Origin of the sequence: Phaeobacter sp. G2 (assembly GCA_025163595.1) — a bacterium.
Classification (GTDB): Bacteria; Pseudomonadota; Alphaproteobacteria; order Rhodobacterales; family Rhodobacteraceae; genus Pseudophaeobacter.
This window is the reverse complement of record CP104100.1, coordinates 2,169,902-2,189,823: the sequence shown is the minus strand read 5'-3', so window position 1 is coordinate 2,189,823 and position 19,922 is coordinate 2,169,902. Positions and strand designations below refer to the sequence as shown.

Annotated in this window: 22 protein-coding genes; 6 read left to right on the top strand and 16 right to left on the bottom strand. The window is 58.0% G+C overall.

Annotated features, from left to right (window positions below; genetic code table 11):
* Positions 1 to 40: 40 nt before the first annotated feature.
* From N1037_10425 to aat, 4 genes are all read left to right on the top strand, one after another.
* A complete protein-coding gene (locus tag N1037_10425) occupies positions 41 to 580 on the top strand; it encodes a PAS and helix-turn-helix domain-containing protein (GenBank protein UWS77717.1) in 540 nt (179 codons plus the stop codon).
* 181 nt (positions 581 to 761) lie between these two features.
* Positions 762 to 1,253, top strand: coding sequence for an acetyl-CoA carboxylase biotin carboxyl carrier protein (accB, locus tag N1037_10420; protein ID UWS77716.1), 492 nt, complete (start codon positions 762 to 764; stop codon positions 1,251 to 1,253).
* A 9-nt stretch (positions 1,254 to 1,262) separates the two neighbouring features.
* Positions 1,263 to 2,615: an acetyl-CoA carboxylase biotin carboxylase subunit gene (gene accC, locus N1037_10415; protein ID UWS77715.1), complete on the top strand. Its 1,353-nt coding sequence runs from the start codon at positions 1,263 to 1,265 to the stop codon at positions 2,613 to 2,615.
* Between the two features lie 134 nt (positions 2,616 to 2,749).
* The gene (gene aat / locus N1037_10410; protein ID UWS77714.1) at positions 2,750 to 3,385 is read left to right on the top strand and encodes a leucyl/phenylalanyl-tRNA--protein transferase; all 636 of its coding nucleotides are present in this window, start codon (positions 2,750 to 2,752) and stop codon (positions 3,383 to 3,385) included.
* Here aat and N1037_10405 read toward each other — a convergent pair.
* The 3 genes from N1037_10405 to N1037_10395 all read right to left on the bottom strand — a co-directional run bounded on the left by N1037_10405 (position 3,334) and on the right by N1037_10395 (position 4,710).
* On the bottom strand, positions 3,334 to 3,723 hold the full coding sequence (locus N1037_10405; GenBank protein UWS81350.1) for a DUF2155 domain-containing protein: 390 nt from the start codon (positions 3,721 to 3,723) through the stop codon (positions 3,334 to 3,336). The two genes, aat and N1037_10405, sit on opposite strands and share 52 nt — an antisense overlap.
* A gap of 44 nt (positions 3,724 to 3,767) precedes the next feature.
* Positions 3,768 to 4,220: an outer membrane lipid asymmetry maintenance protein MlaD gene (gene mlaD, locus N1037_10400; protein ID UWS77713.1), complete on the bottom strand. Its 453-nt coding sequence runs from the start codon at positions 4,218 to 4,220 to the stop codon at positions 3,768 to 3,770.
* 103 nt (positions 4,221 to 4,323) lie between these two features.
* The gene (locus tag N1037_10395; GenBank protein UWS77712.1) at positions 4,324 to 4,710 is read right to left on the bottom strand and encodes an NADH:ubiquinone oxidoreductase subunit NDUFA12; all 387 of its coding nucleotides are present in this window, start codon (positions 4,708 to 4,710) and stop codon (positions 4,324 to 4,326) included.
* 433 nt (positions 4,711 to 5,143) lie between these two features.
* On the opposite strand from N1037_10395, the gene N1037_10390 reads away from it, so the two are divergent.
* The gene (locus N1037_10390) at positions 5,144 to 5,851 is read left to right on the top strand and encodes a DUF4760 domain-containing protein (protein ID UWS77711.1); all 708 of its coding nucleotides are present in this window, start codon (positions 5,144 to 5,146) and stop codon (positions 5,849 to 5,851) included.
* Here N1037_10390 and N1037_10385 read toward each other — a convergent pair.
* From N1037_10385 to N1037_10375, 3 genes are all read right to left on the bottom strand, one after another.
* Positions 5,848 to 6,219, bottom strand: a complete 372-nt coding sequence (locus N1037_10385; protein ID UWS77710.1) for a RidA family protein — start codon at positions 6,217 to 6,219, stop codon at positions 5,848 to 5,850. The genes N1037_10390 and N1037_10385 overlap by 4 nt on opposite strands.
* Positions 6,220 to 6,384: 165 nt before the next feature.
* A complete protein-coding gene (gene clpX / locus N1037_10380; protein ID UWS77709.1) occupies positions 6,385 to 7,659 on the bottom strand; it encodes an ATP-dependent Clp protease ATP-binding subunit ClpX in 1,275 nt (424 codons plus the stop codon).
* Positions 7,660 to 7,803: 144 nt separating this feature from the next.
* Positions 7,804 to 8,436, bottom strand: a complete 633-nt coding sequence (locus tag N1037_10375) for an ATP-dependent Clp protease proteolytic subunit (GenBank protein ID UWS77708.1) — start codon at positions 8,434 to 8,436, stop codon at positions 7,804 to 7,806.
* Positions 8,437 to 8,781: 345 nt separating this feature from the next.
* Between N1037_10375 and N1037_10370 the strand changes: the two genes are divergently transcribed.
* Positions 8,782 to 9,789, top strand: coding sequence for a GlxA family transcriptional regulator (locus N1037_10370; GenBank protein ID UWS77707.1), 1,008 nt, complete (start codon positions 8,782 to 8,784; stop codon positions 9,787 to 9,789).
* Positions 9,790 to 9,908: 119 nt separating this feature from the next.
* On the opposite strand, the gene N1037_10365 is transcribed toward N1037_10370, so the two are convergent.
* From N1037_10365 to N1037_10320, 10 genes are all read right to left on the bottom strand, one after another.
* Complete coding sequence (locus N1037_10365) at positions 9,909 to 11,513, bottom strand: class I SAM-dependent methyltransferase (GenBank protein ID UWS77706.1); 1,605 nt, start codon at positions 11,511 to 11,513, stop codon at positions 9,909 to 9,911.
* Positions 11,514 to 11,876: 363 nt separating this feature from the next.
* Entirely contained in the window at positions 11,877 to 12,932 is a 1,056-nt protein-coding gene (locus N1037_10360) for a c-type cytochrome (GenBank protein ID UWS77705.1), read from the bottom strand.
* On the bottom strand, positions 12,916 to 14,208 hold the full coding sequence (gene soxC / locus N1037_10355) for a sulfite dehydrogenase (protein ID UWS77704.1): 1,293 nt from the start codon (positions 14,206 to 14,208) through the stop codon (positions 12,916 to 12,918). The genes N1037_10360 and soxC overlap by 17 nt, the downstream gene beginning before the upstream one ends.
* 115 nt (positions 14,209 to 14,323) lie before the next feature.
* Positions 14,324 to 16,021, bottom strand: coding sequence for a thiosulfohydrolase SoxB (gene soxB / locus N1037_10350; protein ID UWS77703.1), 1,698 nt, complete (start codon positions 16,019 to 16,021; stop codon positions 14,324 to 14,326).
* A gap of 115 nt (positions 16,022 to 16,136) precedes the next feature.
* Positions 16,137 to 16,988 carry a sulfur oxidation c-type cytochrome SoxA gene (gene soxA / locus N1037_10345; GenBank protein UWS77702.1) on the bottom strand — a complete coding sequence of 284 codons (852 nt, stop codon included), beginning with the start codon at positions 16,986 to 16,988 and terminating at the stop codon, positions 16,137 to 16,139.
* 75 nt (positions 16,989 to 17,063) lie between these two features.
* Entirely contained in the window at positions 17,064 to 17,393 is a 330-nt protein-coding gene (gene soxZ, locus N1037_10340) for a thiosulfate oxidation carrier complex protein SoxZ (GenBank protein ID UWS77701.1), read from the bottom strand.
* 66 nt (positions 17,394 to 17,459) lie between these two features.
* Positions 17,460 to 17,876, bottom strand: a complete 417-nt coding sequence (gene soxY, locus N1037_10335) for a thiosulfate oxidation carrier protein SoxY (GenBank protein ID UWS77700.1) — start codon at positions 17,874 to 17,876, stop codon at positions 17,460 to 17,462.
* A gap of 50 nt (positions 17,877 to 17,926) precedes the next feature.
* Complete coding sequence (gene soxX / locus N1037_10330; protein ID UWS77699.1) at positions 17,927 to 18,403, bottom strand: sulfur oxidation c-type cytochrome SoxX; 477 nt, start codon at positions 18,401 to 18,403, stop codon at positions 17,927 to 17,929.
* Positions 18,404 to 18,528: 125 nt separating this feature from the next.
* Complete coding sequence (locus N1037_10325; protein ID UWS77698.1) at positions 18,529 to 19,122, bottom strand: thioredoxin family protein; 594 nt, start codon at positions 19,120 to 19,122, stop codon at positions 18,529 to 18,531.
* A gap of 36 nt (positions 19,123 to 19,158) precedes the next feature.
* The gene (locus tag N1037_10320; GenBank protein ID UWS77697.1) at positions 19,159 to 19,896 is read right to left on the bottom strand and encodes a cytochrome c biogenesis protein CcdA; all 738 of its coding nucleotides are present in this window, start codon (positions 19,894 to 19,896) and stop codon (positions 19,159 to 19,161) included.
* Positions 19,897 to 19,922 lie beyond the last annotated feature (26 nt).

The window sequence follows — 19,922 nt, the reverse complement described above, 5'->3', positions numbered from 1 at the left end:
TCCCCTTCAATTCCGCAAAAATACCCGGTTAATAGGAGGCATGAGCGATATTGCCTTTGACCATGCCCCTGTGGGGCTCGCCGTTTTGGAAAACCGTGTGATCAAACGGTGTAACCAGCAGTTTGCCGTCACCTTTGGCGGCACCCCTGCGGATCACGCCGATGTATTGATTGCCGAGCTGTATCCCAGCCAGGAAGATTACCACCGCATTGGTCAACTGCTGCAGCAAGACGAAGGCGCCAAAACCGGGCTTTACAATGATGAACGCATCATGCGTCGCCACTCTGGCGAATTGTTCTGGTGTCGGGTGCGGGGGCGCTCCATCAGCCCAGAGGATCCGTTTCGCACCGGCATCTGGTCCTTTGCCGATATCTCAGAGGATCGGCCGGTGGTCAGCCTCACCCCGCGTGAACGCGAGGTGGCGATCCTCACCTGCAAGGGGCTTTCGGCCAAGGAAATCGGCCTGAAGCTGGACCTGTCCTATCGCACGATTGAAACCCATCGTGCCCATCTCTTGCAGAAATTCAACGCCCGCAAGCTGCCAGAACTGGTGGCAAAGCTGGGCGGCATGCCGCTGTAACTGACGGTCGGTGATGAAAACTTTGGCTCAGCGATTGCGAATCCCGGCAAGCCTGCCCATTTTATCACTGTAATCGACAGTGCTTTCCTTGTGGTAAAGCTTCCCCTATAAGCGCTGTTAATTTCCAGGCTGCCCAAGTGGCAAACCTGTGGCAGATCTGTCGGAACCGGCTGAGGACACAATGACAAACAAAACGCACGAAGCAGATGTGGCATTCATCAAGGCACTGGCCGAATTGCTGCGCGACAACGACCTGACCGAACTGGAGGTCAAACGCGACTATAGCGAAGACGACAGCCTGAATGTGCGCGTATCGCGCCAGGCCATCGCCGCGCCAGCAGCCCCTGTACAGGTGGCCGCGCCTGTGGCCGCCGCCCCCGTCGCTGCAGCAGCGGCTCCCGCAGCCACAGCCCCAGCAGCCGAGGATCCGGCCAGCCACCCCGGCGCCGTTACCTCGCCGATGGTTGGCACCGTGTATTTGCAGGCAGAACCCGGTGCGCCTGCCTTTATCGCTGTTGGCAAACAGGTCAATGAGGGCGACACCATTTTGATCGTAGAAGCGATGAAAACCATGAACCATATCCCGGCGCCAAAATCCGGTACCGTCAAGCGCATCCTGGTTGAAGATGGCGCTGCCGTCGAATTTGGATCTCCGCTGGCCATCATCGAGTAAGGGCAGCCCATGTTTGACAAGATCCTGATTGCCAACCGCGGAGAGATTGCGCTGCGCGTGATCCGGGCCTGCCGCGAGATGGGCATCAAATCGGTTGCGGTGCATTCCACCGCAGATGCCGATGCGATGCATGTGCGCATGGCTGACGAATCCGTCTGTATCGGACCGCCCTCTGGCGCGCAAAGCTACCTGTCGATCCCGGCCATTATCTCGGCCTGTGAGATCACCGGCGCGCAGGCGGTGCATCCCGGCTATGGCTTTTTGTCGGAAAACGCCAACTTTGTGCAGATCATCGAAGACCACGGGCTGACCTTCATTGGCCCCTCGGCCGCCGATATCCGCACCATGGGCGACAAGATCACCGCCAAAGAGACCGCCAAGGCCCTGGGGATCCCCGTGGTTCCCGGCTCTGAAGGCGGCGTGCCCGATGTGGAAAGCGCCCGCAAGGCTGCTGCCGACATGGGCTACCCTGTGATCATCAAGGCCACCGCAGGTGGTGGCGGCCGCGGCATGAAGGTTGCCACCTCGGCGGCTGATATTGATGTGGCCTTCTCCACCGCCCGCTCAGAAGCGAAAGCCGCCTTTGGCAATGACGAAGTCTATATGGAGAAGTACCTCCAGAAGCCGCGTCACATCGAAGTGCAGGTCTTTGGCGATGGCAAAGGCAACGGCGTTCATCTGGCAGAGCGCGACTGTTCGCTGCAACGCCGCCACCAGAAAGTGTTCGAGGAAGCCCCCGGCCCCTCGATCAGCCCTGAAGAGCGTGCGCGCATTGGCAAAATCTGCGCCGATGCGGTTGGCGCCATGTCCTATTCCGGGGCTGGCACCGTTGAATTTCTCTATGAGGACGGCGAGTTCTATTTCATCGAGATGAACACTCGTTTGCAGGTGGAACACCCGGTCACCGAGGCCATTTTTGGTGTTGATCTGGTGCGCGAACAAATCCGCGTTGCAGAAGGTCTGCCGCTCTCCTTTACCCAGGACGATTTGCAGATCAACGGCCATGCAATTGAGGTGCGGATCAATGCTGAAAAACTGCCGAACTTCTCTCCGTGCCCAGGTAAAATCACCGCGTACCATGCCCCCGGTGGTCTGGGCGTGCGGATGGATTCGGCGCTTTATGATGGCTATTCGATCCCGCCCTATTACGACAGCCTGATTGGCAAGCTGATCGTGCATGGCCGCGACCGTCCCGAAGCCCTGGCGCGTCTGAGCCGCGCCCTGGGGGAGCTGATCGTGGATGGCATCGACACCACCGTGCCGCTGTTCGATGCTCTGCTGCAAGAGCCCGATGTGCAATCTGGCGACTACGGCATTCACTGGCTGGAACACTGGCTGGAAGAAAATCTCGGGGGTAAGTAAGCCTCCTACTGGATTGGGGCGTTTCCATAGCGGAGCGCCCCAATTTCTAACTGCCGCTCTGGCAGTGACACCAACCGCCCTGCCCCGTTTCGCAGCCCCGTTTCCCTGTCCCCACTCGTTGTCCAGGCAGATTGATGAGCCTCACCCCGGATCTTTTGCTGCATGCCTATTCTGTCGGTGTTTTTCCGATGGCCGAGCACCGCGAAGATGATGAGATTTTTTGGGTCGATCCCAAACGCCGCGGCATCTTTCCCATTGATGATTTCCATATCTCGCGCTCGCTGGCCAAAACCATTCGCCGCAACGCCTATGATATTTCTGTGAACCGCGCCTTTGACCAGGTGGTCGACGCCTGCGCCGACAGGGCAGAGACTTGGATCAATGGCGAAATTTTTGCCCGCTACCAAGATCTTCACGCCATGGGACATGCCCATTCGCTTGAGGTCTGGGATCAAGAGGGCAACCTGGTTGGCGGCGTCTATGGCGTCTCTCTGGGGGGGGGCTTTTTTGGCGAGAGCATGTTCTCGCGCCAACGCGACACCTCAAAAATTGCCCTGGCCTATCTGATGGATCGGTTGCGCCAAGCCGGGTTTCAGCTCTGCGACACTCAGTTCCTGACGCCGCATCTGGCCTCGCTGGGCGCAATAGAAATCAGCCGCGCCGCCTATAAGGCGCGCCTGCAACAGGCGTTGGAACACGACGCGGATTTTGAGGCGCCTCAGCTGCCCTCGCCCGCGCTGCTGTTGCAGCGGATGACCCAGACATCATAGCGGGCGTGATCCAGGGCCGACAGCGCCGGGCTGGAGGCAATCATCCAGCCGTCAAAAAAGACTTCGCCACTCAGCGGATCCCGGATGGTGAGATAGGCATAGGCATCCCCGGTTGGGTTGGCCACCGGATAGCGACACTCGGCCAGAGTGACAATCAACCCATAGATCTCGGCGCTGCCCCCGACCTGGACTTCAATGTCGGCGTGATGGCCGTTGACCTTATCCAGCCCGCGTAAAATGGCCGCCACTCCACGCTCTGCAGGCTCCTGAGCAAACAGCGTGCTTGGGGCGACAGTGGTGCTGAGCCCGAGCGCCAGAAGGCCAAAGGCAAGGGGCATTGCCCGCAAGGCGTCAGACAGGCCGGAAAATGCGCGTCCCAAAATCACGAGTCCCCCCCGCTGCCAGACACAAACTTCACCAACAGGGAAATCAGACTGACCGCCCCCTGGGTGTCCAGAACCTCGTCTCCCGGTTCAAAATTGTAGGGTGATCCCCCGGGCATCACCTCGACAAAGTTGCCGCCCAACAAACCTTCGGATGAGATGATCACCGAACTGTCATCCGGGACCTGAATGCCCTCAAGAACCGAAAATCTGGTATCCGCCCGAAAGGTTTCCGCGTTCAGATCCACCCCGGTAACGGTGCCGATCTTAACCCCGGCAAGGCGTACATCGGTGCCGACGCCAACGCCTTCCAGCGATCGAAAAGAGGCCGTGAGCTCATAGCCGCTGCCCGCGCTAGACAGCCCGGCGACCTGCCCTGCATAGACAGCAAAACCAATGGCCGCTGCCAGAACCAGCCCGCCTGTCAGAACTTCAGTTGTGTTATGCGACATAGCGTGTCTGCCTAGATCTATGGGTCAAAAAGAGGAAAGGACCAAAGAGCGTTCCGCCCTTGGGTCCAGTGATATATGCGATCGGAGGTCCTGGGATCAGGCCCTATTCCGGCACCCATGCCTCGTAATCGCTGCGCGATGCGGGGCTGGCGCCACTGCGGATCGACCCGGCCGGTGCATAGGCCTGCAATGTACCTGTCAGGTTTTCCTGATGCGGCTTTTCCCAGACCTTGTGAACAAGTGGCTTTTTGCTGGGCAGCTCATCAAAGGTGCGGTGCAGCCAGCCATGCCAATCAGCGCCAATGCGCGAGGCCTCGATTTCGCCGTTGAAAATGACCCAGCGACGGCTGTCATCGGCATTGCGGTAGAACACATTGCCCTGGTCATCCTCTCCCACCTTGATCCCCTTGCGGGCGGTAAAGATCTGGGTATTCAGCGTCTGACCGTTCCACCAGGTCACAGCGCGTAAAAGAGTGTTCAGAATTCCCATGAATGCCTCCGAAGATTTCCCTATCCGTATGACGCAGTTTCCCGCCAAGGTCCAGTGGCTTGCGATGTGCAAGGCCAGCCCCGGCAGGTTTTGGCACAGGCTACTGCAAGAGCCTTAAGCATTGGTAGATGCCCCCTTGCAATACGCAGGCTTAACCCCATGTGAACACCATGGTGACAGGCTCAGACAGCGACGGTTCCTCATCATGCGGCCGCTATGCAGGTCCCGACCGCAGACGCCGCCACAGGATCAGGGCTTGGCCCGGCGCCTCCATATGGTATAGGATTGCTCTATACCCAATCAGAAATGATACAGAAGGAAACAGACCAATGATGCGCGAAGGTTTTGGTAACGGCTGATCGCCCCAAAATTATCTCAACACCTTGGTCTTTGGGGCCTTTTTTCTTTGGGTAGATCCTTACAGGTAATTTTTGTGACCGCCACCGCAGTTCTGGCAGCGTCGGTGATTCTGGTCTTTGCAGCCTTGTCCACCTTTCTCATCACTGGGGAATTCCAGGCGTTGCTGCGCCATATTCCCGATCAACCTTCCGAAGATTACAAAATTCTGGTCACGCTGTTTGGCATTGCTGCCGCCACACTGACCGCAGTCCTGGGCCTTTTGGTCGCCCTCTGGACCTATCGCCGCTCCACCAAGGCCACCCGGCTGGCGCAGCGCAAGCAGCACACCATCACCATCCTGTTTGAAACCCGGCTTTCGGAATACTTCCAACGGACGAACACCCAGCGCAAACTGGCCTTTCCTGTCGATCAGGACATCACCCTGGCCGACTGGCGCGCCGCGCGAACAGCAACAGGCTGCTCCCCCCAGGATGAAGCGCGCGCCGCAGCGCTTAGGGACGGGGCTGATGCGCTGCAGCAGATGCTGAACTACTATGAATTCCTTGCGGTTGGCATCGCCCAACAGGATCTGGACAAAGACCTGCTTAAGGCCTCTATTCGAGGGATCATGTGCAATCTGGTGGATGATGCGCGTATCATGATTGCCGAGCTGCGCCAGAACGATCCCAAAACAATGGAACACCTCGTACATCTCTACGAAGAATGGCGCCGCGATGACGCCATCAATCATAACGGCGAAATCACCGAACGTCCGATCCCACGCCTGCCGGATCCCCGTTAACTGGCGCCCGGCGCCAAAGCGGTCACTTCGATCTCGATGCGGTATTTCGGGTCGATCAAGCCACATTCAATCATCGTGGCCGCCGGTGGATTGTCGCCAAAGACCTCTGCCAGTATCGGCCAACAGGCCTCAAACTCCCGCCGGTCAGGCAGGTAGTAATTCACCCGCACCACATCGGAGAATCCAACCCCTGCCTCTTCCAGGGCATTGGCGATGATGTCCAAAGCGGACTGGCATTGGCTCACCACATCGGCGCCCTGGCCCACGGTGCCAGCCACATGCACAAATCCGCCCGCAACCACGGCGCGACAATAGCCAACCTTTTTTTCAAATTCGCCACCGGACGAAATACGCGTGATCCTAGCCATCTGTAATCCCTTTCATTTGGCCCCAAAACCCTGATGGAGCGAATGCCCAACAGGCACCAGGTCGCAAAGCCCCCTGTGAACCGCCCGCTACAAAACAAAAATGGCCAATGTTTTTAAACATCGGCCATTCCAAAGGGGATGCATCTACATCCCGATATCAATCGCTTAACTCGCCGAGGCCGGCTCTTTTTCCGCCTCATTATCCGTATGGATCATCAAAGGCTGCGCATCAGAAGTGACCGCCTCTTCATTGACCACCACCTTGGTGACGCTCTCCATCCCGGGCAGCTCGAACATGGTTTCCAGCAGCAGATCCTCTAGGATAGAGCGCAGCCCCCGGGCACCGGTTTTACGTTCGATCGCCCGTTTGGCGATGGCGCTCAGCGCCTCCTCGGTAAAGTCCAGCTCGGTCTCTTCCAGCTCAAACAGGCGTTGGTACTGTTTCACCAGCGCGTTCTTTGGCTTGGTCAGGATTGTGACCAGCGCGTCTTCATCCAGATCTTCCAGCGTTGCCAGAACCGGCAGACGACCCACAAATTCCGGGATCAGACCAAATTTCAGCAGATCTTCTGGCTCCAGCTCCTGGAAGATCTCCCCGACACCGCGGTCATCATTGTTGCGCACATCGGCGCCAAAGCCCATGGCAGAGCCCTTGCCGCGCTGCGCGATGATCCGGTCAAGACCGGCAAAAGCACCGCCGCAGATGAACAGAATATTGGTGGTGTCCACCTGCAGGAATTCCTGCTGCGGATGCTTACGGCCGCCCTGCGGCGGTACCGAAGCTACAGTGCCTTCCATCAGCTTCAACAGCGCCTGCTGCACGCCTTCGCCCGATACATCGCGGGTGATAGACGGGTTTTCCGACTTACGGGTGATCTTGTCGACTTCGTCAATATAGACGATGCCGCGCTGCGCCCGCTCGACGTTATATTCGCTGGCCTGCAACAGCTTCAGAATGATGTTCTCAACATCCTCGCCCACATAGCCGGCTTCGGTCAATGTGGTGGCATCGGCCATGGTAAAGGGCACATCCAGAATCCGCGCCAGGGTCTGGGCCAGCAGCGTCTTACCGCAACCGGTGGGACCGATCAGCAGGATGTTGGATTTTGCCAGCTCGATGTCATTGCCAGCCTTTTGCGAATGGTTCAGGCGCTTGTAGTGGTTGTGCACCGCCACCGAGAGCACCTTTTTCGCCATGGCCTGACCAATCACATAGTCATCCAGAACTTCGCAGATATCCTTGGGGCTCGGCACACCATCGGTGGCCTTCAGACCAGAGGCCTTGGTTTCTTCACGGATGATATCCATGCAGAGTTCAACGCATTCGTCGCAGATGAACACGGTGGGGCCCGCAATCAGTTTACGTACCTCATGTTGGCTTTTGCCACAGAAGCTGCAGTAAAGCGTGTTCTTGCTGTCGCCACTCGAATTCGTCGCCATGGTCTACCTTTCAGTCCGCTCGCAGCGCCGGTTTCTCCGGATGCCGCGCCTATCAGTCAGCTTATGACAGCCCATCGGCGGCCACAATGTCAAAATATGTGCTCCGTAAAAACCGGAGCACATGTTGTATTAGAAAGGCGAGCCTCAGCTCTCCTCGTCGTCACCCTTGGCGCGGTTTTCAACGATCTCATCAATCAGACCAAAGGCCTTGGCCTCTTCGGGATCCATGAAGTTGTCCCGCTCCAGCGCCGCTTCAACCTTGTCCAGCTCCTGGCCGGTGTGCTTGACGTAGATCTCGTTCAGACGACGCTTCAGCTTCAGGGTCTCTTCGGCATGGATCATGATATCCGTAGCCTGGCCCTGGAACCCACCAGAGGGCTGGTGCACCATAACCCGGGAATTGGGCAGCGAAAACCGCATGCCAGCCTCACCTGCGGTCAGCAGCAGCGATCCCATTGAGGCCGCCTGGCCGATAACCAGGGTCGAAACCTTGGGTTTGATATACTGCATTGTGTCGTAGATCGACAGCCCCGAGGTCACAACACCGCCGGGGGAGTTGATATACATCGAGATTTCCTTGGAGGGATTCTCGGCCTCAAGGTGCAACAGCTGCGCCACGATCAGCGAAGACATGCCGTCATGCACCGGACCGTTGAGAAAGATAATCCGCTCTTTCAGCAGGCGTGAAAAGATATCGTAGGCCCGCTCACCCCGGCTGGTCTGTTCGACCACCATAGGTACGAGGGTATTCATATAAGTTTCTCTGGGATCAATCATGCGAACCTGCCTGCGTTGTGTACTGTCCGGCACCATACCAGACAGAGTGTTACCTGAGTCTTAGTATCGCCCTCTGGGGCCTGCAAGAGGTCGCTTTTGTTTTTACCGCCCAGCTCCCGATCTACCCCCCAATGAAGGCAGACCTGTGGCACAGGCGTCGCAAAACATCTTAACGCTGTCGCTATTTCAGGGCCTTCAGTTGCCACGGCACAGTACATGCAGTGCAGGATAGGTCAAAGGTGCCGCCCATTCAGGATGTCGCAAAATCCGGCATTTTGGATATGTTTTTGCCAAATCCGCTCTTGCCATAGCGGCTATCACTGCCTTTTGGACCAGGACATTGCCATGACAGAAGACAATTTTGTTCAAAAAGGTGCATCCGCCACCCTGGCAGTTCCCCATTCAGGCGCACCGCAGGATTTTTATTTTCTGTTGTTGCCCAAAGCCACAATGCTGGCGGTTGCCGCTGCAATCGAACCTCTGCGCATTGCCAATCAAGTCACCAACTCCAAACTGTATCGCTGGTACATCCTCACCGAGGACGGCGCCCCTATCCGCTGCTCCAATGGCATGATGGTGACACCGGATATGGCGCTGCAGCCGATGACCTCGGAGGCGTTGGGGTTTGTCTGTTCCGGGGTCGAGCCCCAGTCGACCGCAGGCGATGCCACCCTGAACTGGCTGCGTCGCGAAAGCCGGTTTGGCCGCGCAATTGGCGGCATCTGCACCGGTGCCTTTGCCCTGGCCCAGGCCGGGTTGATCCGCGATCAGGCCTTTACCCTGCACTGGGAAAACCAACCCGGTTTTCAGGAGAGTTTCCCGGACCTTACGCCCTCGGCCAACACCTTTGAGATCAGCGGCGCCCTGATGACCTGTGGCGGCGGCAATGCGGCCACTGATCTGATGCTCAACTTGATCGAAGCCCGTCATGGCAAACAATTGGCGATTATCGTCGCCGATATGTGCCTGCATGTGCGCTCTGGTGGCCAGGCGACACCCCAGAAATCCAACTATGCAGTGGCCATCGGCAGCCGCAACCAGCGGCTTTTGAACGCGTTGCAACTGATGCAATCCGCTATTGAGGACCCGCTGTCCATTGGCGAGCTATGTGAACAGCTGGACATCTCGCGGCGCCAGCTGGAACGCCTGTTCTCGCGCTATCTGGATCAAAGCCCGATGCATGTCTATTTCGACATGCGCCTGTCCCATGCCTTTGCCCTGATGAACGAAACCTCGATGAGCGTCACAGAAATCGCGCTGGCCTCCGGCTTTAACAGCTCGACCCATTTCTCCCGCCAGTTCAAACGAAAATTCGGCGCCTCACCACATTTTTTCCGCAAGGGCTGGAGCTAACCCCCCCCCAACGGTTTGGCGCGGCGCCCGCCAAGCGGAAACGGCCACCGTCTATGCGCGGTGGCCGTTGTATTTGCGCGCAACGGATCTGGCTCCCCCCCCAACGGCTGCGTCCTGCCCTATGCGGCGCGCACCGTGTTGTGCGCCGGCGCTGTTGCAGCACGTGCCGCCTCAGGTGCAGCCGGGATCAGACCCAGTGATTTACACAGAGGCATCCGTCGCGCGGCAAATGCAGCGGCCCGCGCCTGCAATAGCGCCAGGTTTTCCTCCGGCGTTACCAACACCCGTCCTTCATGCTGCAGCCGCTGCCCCTGCGCGGACAGAATGCTCCAGGCCAGGTCCGCCCAGTCGGTTGGCTGCGCCTTGCCTTCGCCATAGGCCAAAAGGAACAGCAGTTCGATCCGGTCCAGCTGCAGCCCGCCCCCAGTCACCGGAGAGGCCAGAAACCGCAGCGTTTCGCTGTCCTCGGCCCGTTTACAAACCGCCAGATTAAAAGCCTGACAGCGCGCCTGACGCTCTGTGATTCCGTCCAGTGGCAGACAGGGCGCCACGACCCCGGACCCGGCCAACAGGCGCAGCAATCGCGATATTTCGCCCCAGGTCATTTGGCCAAAGGCTCCTTGATCCAAAAGGCTGCGCACCGTGGCTGGCCCGGACTGCAAAGCTTCCAGAATCGGCCCATATTGCGCCGGGTCCAAAGCGATCTCCCCCTGGCGCCAGCTGAGCTTCAACGGCCCGCCACTGTAGCGCTGCATCAGCGCCAGCGGGGTCTCGAACCAGGCCCCAATAGCGCCGCGTTCCGTATGGCTGCGCCCCCCCTTTACAAACAGGTCAGAGCGAAACTGTTCGTTCACCAGAATATCCCGCAGGTTTTCGCGCTGCACCGGGTCGCTTTCGCCCTCCAGCACCGCAGTTTGGTCGGGGGTCAGGCAAATGTCGTCCACATGGTCCAGAATACTGGTTGAGCCCAGGAAATTCAGCTTGGCCTGTGACAGATCACCGGCAAGATCTGCAAAATGAAACGGCGTCCAGTCGGCATTGAACATCTCATGCGCCAGATAGTTGGCCGACATCTGCTGGGATTTTTCCAGTCTGGTGCAGGCGATGGGATTGGCTTTGAAAAACTTGGCCCCTGCCCCTTCCAGATTCCCGGCAAAACTCAGCGCCTCAACGATCCGGTCCTCCAGCGGGCCTGTGCCCTGGGCGGCGCGGTCCTGCAGAATACGCCGCAATGGCATCACCGAGGCCCAGCCCGACAGGGAATTGTAGCTGACATAGACCATGCCGCCAGGTTTCAAACGGCGGCGAATAAACTGGACGATATGCTGCCGGTTTTCCTGCGAGACCCAGCTCATCACCCCGTGCAGGGCAATGATGTCAAACTGCTTGGGCAGGCTGTCTTCTTGCTCAAAATCAGCAAAGGAGCGCTCGTAGAAATGAACATTATCCAGATCCGTCTCTGCGGCCAGATCACGGGCGCCGGCAATGTGGGAAGGGTTAAAATCCATTGCGTGAAACTGAATATGCGGGTTGGCCGCTGCCAAGAGATTGGCGGTGAAACCCTGACCGCAGCCCAGCTCGCAATAGCTGAGGTCCCTCTGTGTCAGATTGTGTTTTTGACCCTTTGAAGTTGCAGCCAGGGCCATGACTGCCGGCGTCATTTCTTGAAAAAAATCATGTGTATAGTCAACCTCAGCTACGTAGCCGGAAGTCCAGTCGCTCATATACTACCTCTTGGTCTGCTTAGAAAACTTCGCGTCTGGGCAACCTGTCTAAAATTGGTGATCAAGAGGTTAAGCTATCAACATTTCTATTCAAGTTTTCGAGATCTCCCGTCCCGGCGCAGAAGGTGCACAACACCGCCGCTGGTGCCCGTGGTTGCGCGGTTGGAGTCGAAAAAGAGCCAGGTCCGCCCCGGAGCCAGGAAAAATGTTCAGGAAAAGCGGCAGGAAATAAGCCTCCCAGTTTCAAACGTCACAGAGACCACAGCCGAAGCTGACGGCAGCAAAAAGGGCGGAATGATCCGCCCTTGATCCCATGCTAGTGGGGTTTGTCCCCAGCTGTTTTGTCAGGCCCCGATGAGGAGGTTAATCAAAGCTTCTGAGGTAGCTCACAACCGCTTCGATATCGCGCTCCTTGCGCAGACCAGCAAACGACATCTTGGTGCCCTTCATGAACTTTCTTGGTTTGGTCAGAAAGGCAGCCAGGGCCTCTTCGTCCCAGACCAGACCATCTTCGCCCGCGGCCAGCATCGGCTTGGAGTATTTGAACCCCTCGACCATGCCCGCAGTGGCGCCAAAGATACCGTTCAGGATCGGGCCGGTGCTGTTCTTGGCCCCTTCGCCCACCTTGTGGCAGGCCTTGCACTTCTTAAAGACCTTGGCGCCCTTGGCGACCAATTCCGGGTCCAGTGCAACTGCCTCGACCACCGGCTCTGCGGCCGCTTCGACCACAGGTTCTGCTGCAACCGGTTCAGCAGCTGCCTCTTCCACAACCGCCTCAGTGGCCACTGTCTCTTCTGGTGTCACATCCAGAACCCGCGCCCGCATGGTGATTTCGACACTGTCCTTACAATCCGCCATGCAGGGTTCTGGCTTCCAGAAATGCGCCTCGCTTTGCAGCCGGTCATCGACAAAAAAGCCTTCGGCGTTGGGCAAGGTGACATCAGCAAATGTCTCATTTGACAGCACAAAATCCTCATCCACCAGATCATTGGAATAGAGGATATAGGCGACGATGGCATAGACCTCATCGGGTTCCAGCGTCTGCGCCGCACCAAAGGGCATAGAGCGGTTCACATAGTCCCAGGTGGTCGACAGATAGGGCCAGTAGGAGCCCACTGTTTTCAGCGGATCCTCATGGTCCAGCGTGCCCTGCCCCCCGGCCAGTTTGGGCCAGTTGTCGACACCCTCGGCAAAGTCGCCGTGACAGACGGCGCATTTCTCGGCAAAGACTTCCTCACCGGTCAGCGCATCGCCCGAGCCCACGGGCAAGCCGGTACCATCTGGAGACACGTCAATATTCCAGGCGGCAATTTCTTCCGGCAGGGCGGGACGGCCCAGACCGTATGTGCCGGCATAGGCCGGCAGTGCGAGCCCGGCTGAGAGAGCCGCTGCGGCGATAACTTTAGGAAACTTCGACATTTTCTGCCTCCCCATTGGCTTTGACCCACCAGGTCTGGATGGCGTTGTTGTGATAGATCGAGTTCAGACCGCGCACCTCGCGCAGCTCTGCTTTTGTCGGCTGGACATAGCCCGCGCTGTCACGCGCCCGGCTTTGCAGCAGCATTTCGGAGCCGTCCCAGTTCACATCGAGGTAGAACCGCGCCAGCGCCTTGTCGACACCAGGCGCGCCCAGACGGGCCTCGGTCCAGGTCTTGCCACCATCAATCGAGACATCCACCCCGGTGATGGAGCCGCGACCGGACCAGGCCAGGCCTGTGATCACCAGCGGGCCGCTGCCATGGGTGATGGGCGACTGCGGGCTGGGGCTGGTCACGACGGATTTGGCATCCATTTCCCAGGTCCATTTGCGCGCCGAACCATCTGCCATGGTGTCGGTGTATTTTGAGGTCTCTTCGCGGCTTTCCACCGGGCCATCCATGACCTCGATGCGGCGCAGCCATTTGATCCACATGTTGCCTTCCCAGCCGGGCACAACCAGACGCACCGGGTAGCCATGCTCTTTGCGCAGGGCCTCACCATTGGCCTTGAAGGCCACCAGCACATCGTCCAGCGCCTTTTCCAGCGGGATCGAGCGGCCATTGGACGAGGCATCAGCGCCTTCAACGTAGACCCATTTGTCCTTGAAATCGCCAGCTGCGGCCAGTCCGGCCTCTTCCAGCAAGGTACGCAGCGAGACCCCGGAGTATTCCATATTGTGGATCATGCCATGGGTGAACTGAGCCCCATTCAGCTGAGCGCCCGCCCATTCCATGCCTGAATTCGCAGCGCATTCGCAAAAATAAACCCGGTTTTCGCGCGGGAAACGCTCCAGATCGGCGTAGGAGAACACCAGCGGTGTATCTACCAACCCGTTGATCATCAGGCGGTAGTCTTCTTTACGCAGCTCGATCGCACCCGAGTGGTGACGCTCAAAGGCGCAGCCTTGTGGGGTGATGGTGCCATCCAGTGCGTGGATCGGCGTGAAGTTGATCGAAGAGATCGTATCTGCGGTCAGCCATTCCACATTGCGCCGCACCACGTCCTGCTCAAACTGGATCGGCAGGCCATAGGGGGTGGCATCCACACCATCGCCCAATCCACTGGCCCACTCCTGCACTTCGGTGATCAGAGGGTCCGGCGTCGCGGCTTGGGCCGCCTGGCCTGCGCCAACGGCGGCGGCCCCTACTCCGGTTGCGGCTGCACCGGCCAGAAACTGGCGGCGCGATGGCGCAAAATCATCTGCTTTATCGCTCATTTTCTTTTCTCCTTACATCGATAAATTCGCCTTTGTGAATTCATCAGCGCAAAAAATTTTGATCAGGAAGAGGTGCTGCTAGAGACGTCACCCCAGCAGCACCTCCGGGTCAGGCCTAGGCCCCGACCACATTGACCGATGTGTTGGGGGTGACTGAGACCGTCCCCTGTTTGCGAATGTGATCTTCGACCACATCCCAGATCATGGGACCCTCGGTGCCCTCGTTGACGCTGGCCCAACCAGAAACCATGAAGGATTTGCTGGCGTCGATTTTCTCGCCGGTTTTCAACAGGGTCATTTCGCTGATGCGATCCCCCTGCGGCTTGGTGATATCAATCCGGTAGCCCATGCCACCAATGCGCACCATGTCACCGCCCTGCTGATAATAGGGGTCGGGGTTAAAGATGTTATCGGCCACATCCTCCAGAATCACCTTGATGAATTCCCCTGTCATCTCAGACCGGTAGGCAGCGCCGTAGCTCATCGAGGTGACATTCCAGATGTCTTCGCGGGTGATGTCATCCCCAGGCACCAGCGACGGCCCCCAGCGCACACCGGGCGACATGGCGATATCCGCCTCGCGCTCGCTGAGCAGCGCGTCACAGATCAGGTCATCCCAGGTGCCGTTGAAATTGCCGCGACGATAGAGCAGCGAGTCGGTCTTGCCGATCACTTCAGCCAGCTGATCCGCAAAAGGAGCGCGCTGTTCGTCGATCAGTTTGGTGATCACCGGATCCGGCGCAATCACATCGGCAAAAATCGGGATCAGCTTATGGCGGATGCCCATCATCTGACCATCGCGCACATCCAGATCAATGCGGCTGACAAATTTGCCGTTGGAGCCGGAGGCGATAATATGGGTTTTGCCAACCAGAACCGGCTCTGGCAGCGCATCATGGGTGTGACCGGACAGGATCACATCAATGCCGGTGACAACGCTGGCCATCTTTTTGTCCACGTCAAAGCCGTTGTGCGACAGCAAAACAACCAGATCAGCCCCCGCAGCGCGGACCTCATCCACCATCTCCTGCATGTGCTCATCGCGGATGCCAAAGGAATACTCGGGGAACATCCAACCGGGGTTGGCGATGGGCATATAGGGGAAGGCCTGACCGATCACTGCCACCTTGGCGCCACCGCGATCAAAGAATTTGTAGGGTTTGAACAGTTCCGCCGGTTCGTCCCATTCGGAATCAAAGATGTTCTGGCCAAGCGCCGCAAAGGGCAGGCCTTCGACGATCTCATTCACCCGGTCAGAGCCCAGGGTGAACTCCCAATGGAAAGTCATCGCATCGGGCTTGAGTGCGTTCATGACGTTGACCATGTCCTGACCTTCGGTCTTGTGACAGGTCATGGAGCCATGCCAGGTGTCACCGCCGTCCAGCAGCAGCGCATCGGGGCGCTCCGCCCGGATGGCGTTGATCACGGTGGCGACGCGGTCCATGCCACCTACCCGGCCATAGCCCTGCGCCAGTGAAGAAAAATCATCATGGGTCAGCGCATAGGCAGAAGGGCTGCCATCCTGGATGCCGTATGCCTTCCGGAAGTCAGCGCCGGTGATATGAGGCACATGGCCCTTGTTGCCCCCAACCCCAATGTTGACCGAGGGCTCGCGGAAATAGATCGGTTTCAGCTGCGCGTGAATATCAGTGATATGGATCAGGCTGATATTGCCAAAGGTGTCAAACTGGAGCAGCTGATCCTGGGTCAGGCTTTGCTGTGCAGCCAAACGGCCCCAGTTGCCAAAACCGGATGCACCAACCAGGGCGGAAGCGGCCATCGATACCTGCAAAAAGTCACGGCGCGAGATCATGTCTATCTATCATCCTGTGCGATCATAAGCAGCAAATATGATTCATATTCGCATCTATGAATTCATTAAAAGCGAAACACCCCGCGCCTGCAAAGACGCGGGGTGTTGGTGTGTTTTAGTTACGGACCGAGGGGCCTTCGACGGACAGGCCATTGCCGCGCGACGCGACATAGAGCTCAAGCGCGACAAACTCGGACGAACCGGGCTTGTAGGTCTCGGCGCGGGTATCGCGCACGCAGCCTTTGAAACGGGCCTGCACGTTGTTGAGCTTGGCGTTTTTCAGACGATAGGTCGGAAAGCCGTTGATATGGCCCTGGCTCAGGTGATCAGCGCGGATCATCAGACCATAGCTGTCCTCGTGGCAATTGGCACAGGACAGTTCCAGCTGACCGGTACGGGCATAGTACATTTCTTTGCCCTGCTCCCAGACCGACTGAGCCGGTCCATCAATGGCGACATTGACCGGCATGCCACGTGACTGCACCGAAATAAGAGCCTCCATCGCGGTCATGTCACCGCCGGTGTATTTCCATGCTTTGGCACCCATCTGGTTTTCGCGGCAGTCATTGACCTGCATCGCCAGGGTACGGACTTCGCCGGCCTGTTCATTCCATTTAGGATAGACCGCACGCACCCCTGCCATGCTTTGTTCCACGTCATCATGACAGGAGGCGCAGGATTTATCCTCGGACCCCTCGACGGTGTTCCAAGCATCATAGGCCTTATCGACAAAGACCATGGCGGGGTTTTCAAAATCGTCCATCTGCAGGGACTGGGTCTCATCCGAGCGGAAGTGCCACCCCGACATCACCTCGTCCAGCACATCGGCCACATGGGCCGGTGCCGCGGTTTTGGTTACCAGAGTTTGTTCTTCGTTGAGCACCAGTGTGTCGTCATCCGCATCCGCATGGGCAGAAAGCGGCAGGCTCAGTGCGACAGCAATGGCGGTAAGCGCCTTATAGTTCATTCCTTGTCCTCCCTTGGGTATCCACCCTGGCCACATCTGCGGCCAGGATGCCGTGCCTTTGAGATCCGGAAGGGATCAGGCGATAGCGATAGATTTAGATGTCTCATAAACAGAGCCATCGTCGTCATACCAGGTAAAGGCAAAATCGCCGGCCTCTGGCACAATGGCCTCGAACTGGAAATAGGGGTTGGTCGAAACCGCAGGTTCAATCGTAACATCCACGACCATCTGGCCGTTGAATTCGCAGGTAAAGCGATTGATGATCGAGCGCGGGATAACATTGCCTTCCTTATCCTTGCGCTGGCCGCTTTCCATCTGGTGGCTGATCAGGGTCTTGATGGTGATCGCCTCACCAGCAGTTGCCTTCTTGGGGACTTTGACGCGGGGTTTTACACCGGATGCCATGTCTTTAACTCCTTCGTATTCAGGCCGTATTTCAGGCCGCAATCGGATATGAGCGGGGCTGAATGCTTAGCCGCCGCAGCCACCGATGGTCACTTTCACAGATGCGCTTGCCTTGGCAAAGCTGCCGTCGGCCAGCTTGGCGATGGCCACAACATCCTGGGTACCAGCAAGGCGGATCCGGGTGGCAGCTGACTGGCTGCCGGCCAGGGGGCCAAAATTGAAGGTTGCAACACCCGGCGTCGGGTTGCCGGTGGCCAGAACCATGATCGCAGTGGCGCCCGGGGCACTCACTTCGATTGGCACGGTATTGCCGTTTTCAGCAATCTCCGGCGCCGTTAGTTCAACTCCGGTGTCGGCCATGTCGGCACCACCTGTAAATTCGGCAATCCGATCCTCGGTGCTGGCGCTGACCCGCAGCGGCAGCACCGTCATCACAGCAGCACCCAGGGCCATGCCCAGGGTCTCACGGCGTGAGAACTCCATCATATGTCTCCTTTGACGTTTCGCAAAGCGGCTGGGCTGTCGCCCTCGCTTTACTCTTCTTTTAGGGTCGCGATGAACGCGATCACATCTTCGATTTCCTGGGCGGACAGGATCGGTGTCAGCGCCTCTGTGGGGGCCTTGCCGGTATAGGCATCACCAGGACGCAAAAAGCCGTCGACCTTGTAGAATGCAGGCATCATTGTGCCTTCAAAGGTCATTTTGGCATTGGTCATCAAACCGCGAAGCTCCGCTTCGGTCCAGCGATCCCCGGCGCCATCCAGCGACGGGCCGATTTCGCCGTGAAACGGCACATCAGCCAAGGCTGTCAGCTGGTGACAGGCGACACAGTTGCCCAGCGATTTGGTGCCTGCGATAACAGCACCGCTTGCCGCATCACCTGGTTTGCCGGTCAAGGAGGCCGCAACTGCGCCATCCTCGTCAAATTGCACATCCTTTGGCGCGACCTCTGCCGCCAGGGCTGCACTCCCGATCAGGCTCACGGCCAGTGTCAGAGATAGTCTCTTCATGGTTCCTCCCGTTGGCTGCCACCCGCAGTCTGGCGGGCTTAGCTGTTGTATACCGTAGGGCACCCTGCCCTCTAAACGCAACAACAAATTCAATAGTATGAATTAATATATTCGTTCGCCCGCACTCAGTCTGCAGACCCATTGTTGCGCTCCGAGATGCGGCGCGCGTGGTAGCGTTGAAAATCTTCCCCATTGTCAGAGAGATACCGCTTTTCGTTCACCCAGGTAAACATGTCCAGTGTTGTTCCCGGACCAAAGGCACCGGGCATTGTCGCCACCGCCGCCTGGGGGGCTGTCTGCCCCTCCTCCACCTCTTCCGGCAGGAACAGAATCGTTGGCGTAAACAGGACGCCCCATTTGCGCGCCATGTCTTTTTCCGACAGGCTCTCGCCATCAAAGTCAGTGACCTCCACATCACCGTAAAGGTTCATCTGCACCACAAAGTAATTCTCGTCGATGTAGCTGCTCACCTCGGGGCGAGGGAACACATCGGTGTGCATCTTGGTACAGTAGATGCAGCCACGTTGTTCAAAGAACAACACCAGGCGTTTGCCTTCGCTGTTGGCCTCCTCCAGGTCTTCGCGCAGATCCTTGAAGGTCTCGCGCATCCAGGGCGTTTTATGCAGCCCGTCATCACCCAGTTCAACCGCTGCAACATCCGTTGCAACCAAGGGCAACGCCAGTGCCAGGGTGGCAAGTTTCAACATCCAGTTCTTCATGTTTCTCTCCCAAAATCTCGCATTTAGTCTTGGTCACTATCCGATTGTGGCAAAGCTTGGCATCCAGCGGATCATCAGATCTGCAATCCAGCGCACGCCGCCGGTGACGATCAGGATGGCAAACAGGATCAGCATCGCCCCCATGATCTTTTCGACCCAGTGAAAGGCCGCCCGGTGCCGCGCCACCCAGGCCAAAAACGGCTTGGCAAACAGCGCCGCCACCACAAAAGGAAAGGTCATGGCCGCGCCATAGACAAACAGCAACGCGCCGCCGCGCCAGACCTCTCCCAGCCCGGAGGCCACCATCAGGATCGAGGCCAGGGCCGGCCCCACACAGGGCGTCCAGCCAAAGCCAAAGGCCAGCCCCATCAAGTAGGCCCCGGCTAGGCTGGATGGGTCGGCAGAGCTTTCCATCCGTGCCTCACGGTACAGCAACCCGATGCGAATGACCCCCAGAAAATGCAGGCCAAAGACCACCAGAATCAAAGCCGCCCCATAGGACAGGATTTCCATGTACTGGCCAAACAGCTGCCCCAGCGCCGTCGCCCCCATTCCCATCAGCATAAAGACCGAGGTCACCCCGGCAGCAAAGCACAGGGAAGCCAGGACCATACGCCGCTGCGCTCCCGGTGCGATCTCGCCGTCACTGCGCAGTTCGGACATGGACAACCCGCCCAGATAGGACAGGTAAAACGGCACCATCGGCAGAATGCAGGGGGTGAAAAAGCTCAACAATCCGGCAAAAGCTGCGCCCAGGTATGAAATTTCCAGCATCACGATTTTATGACCTTCCGCGCCTT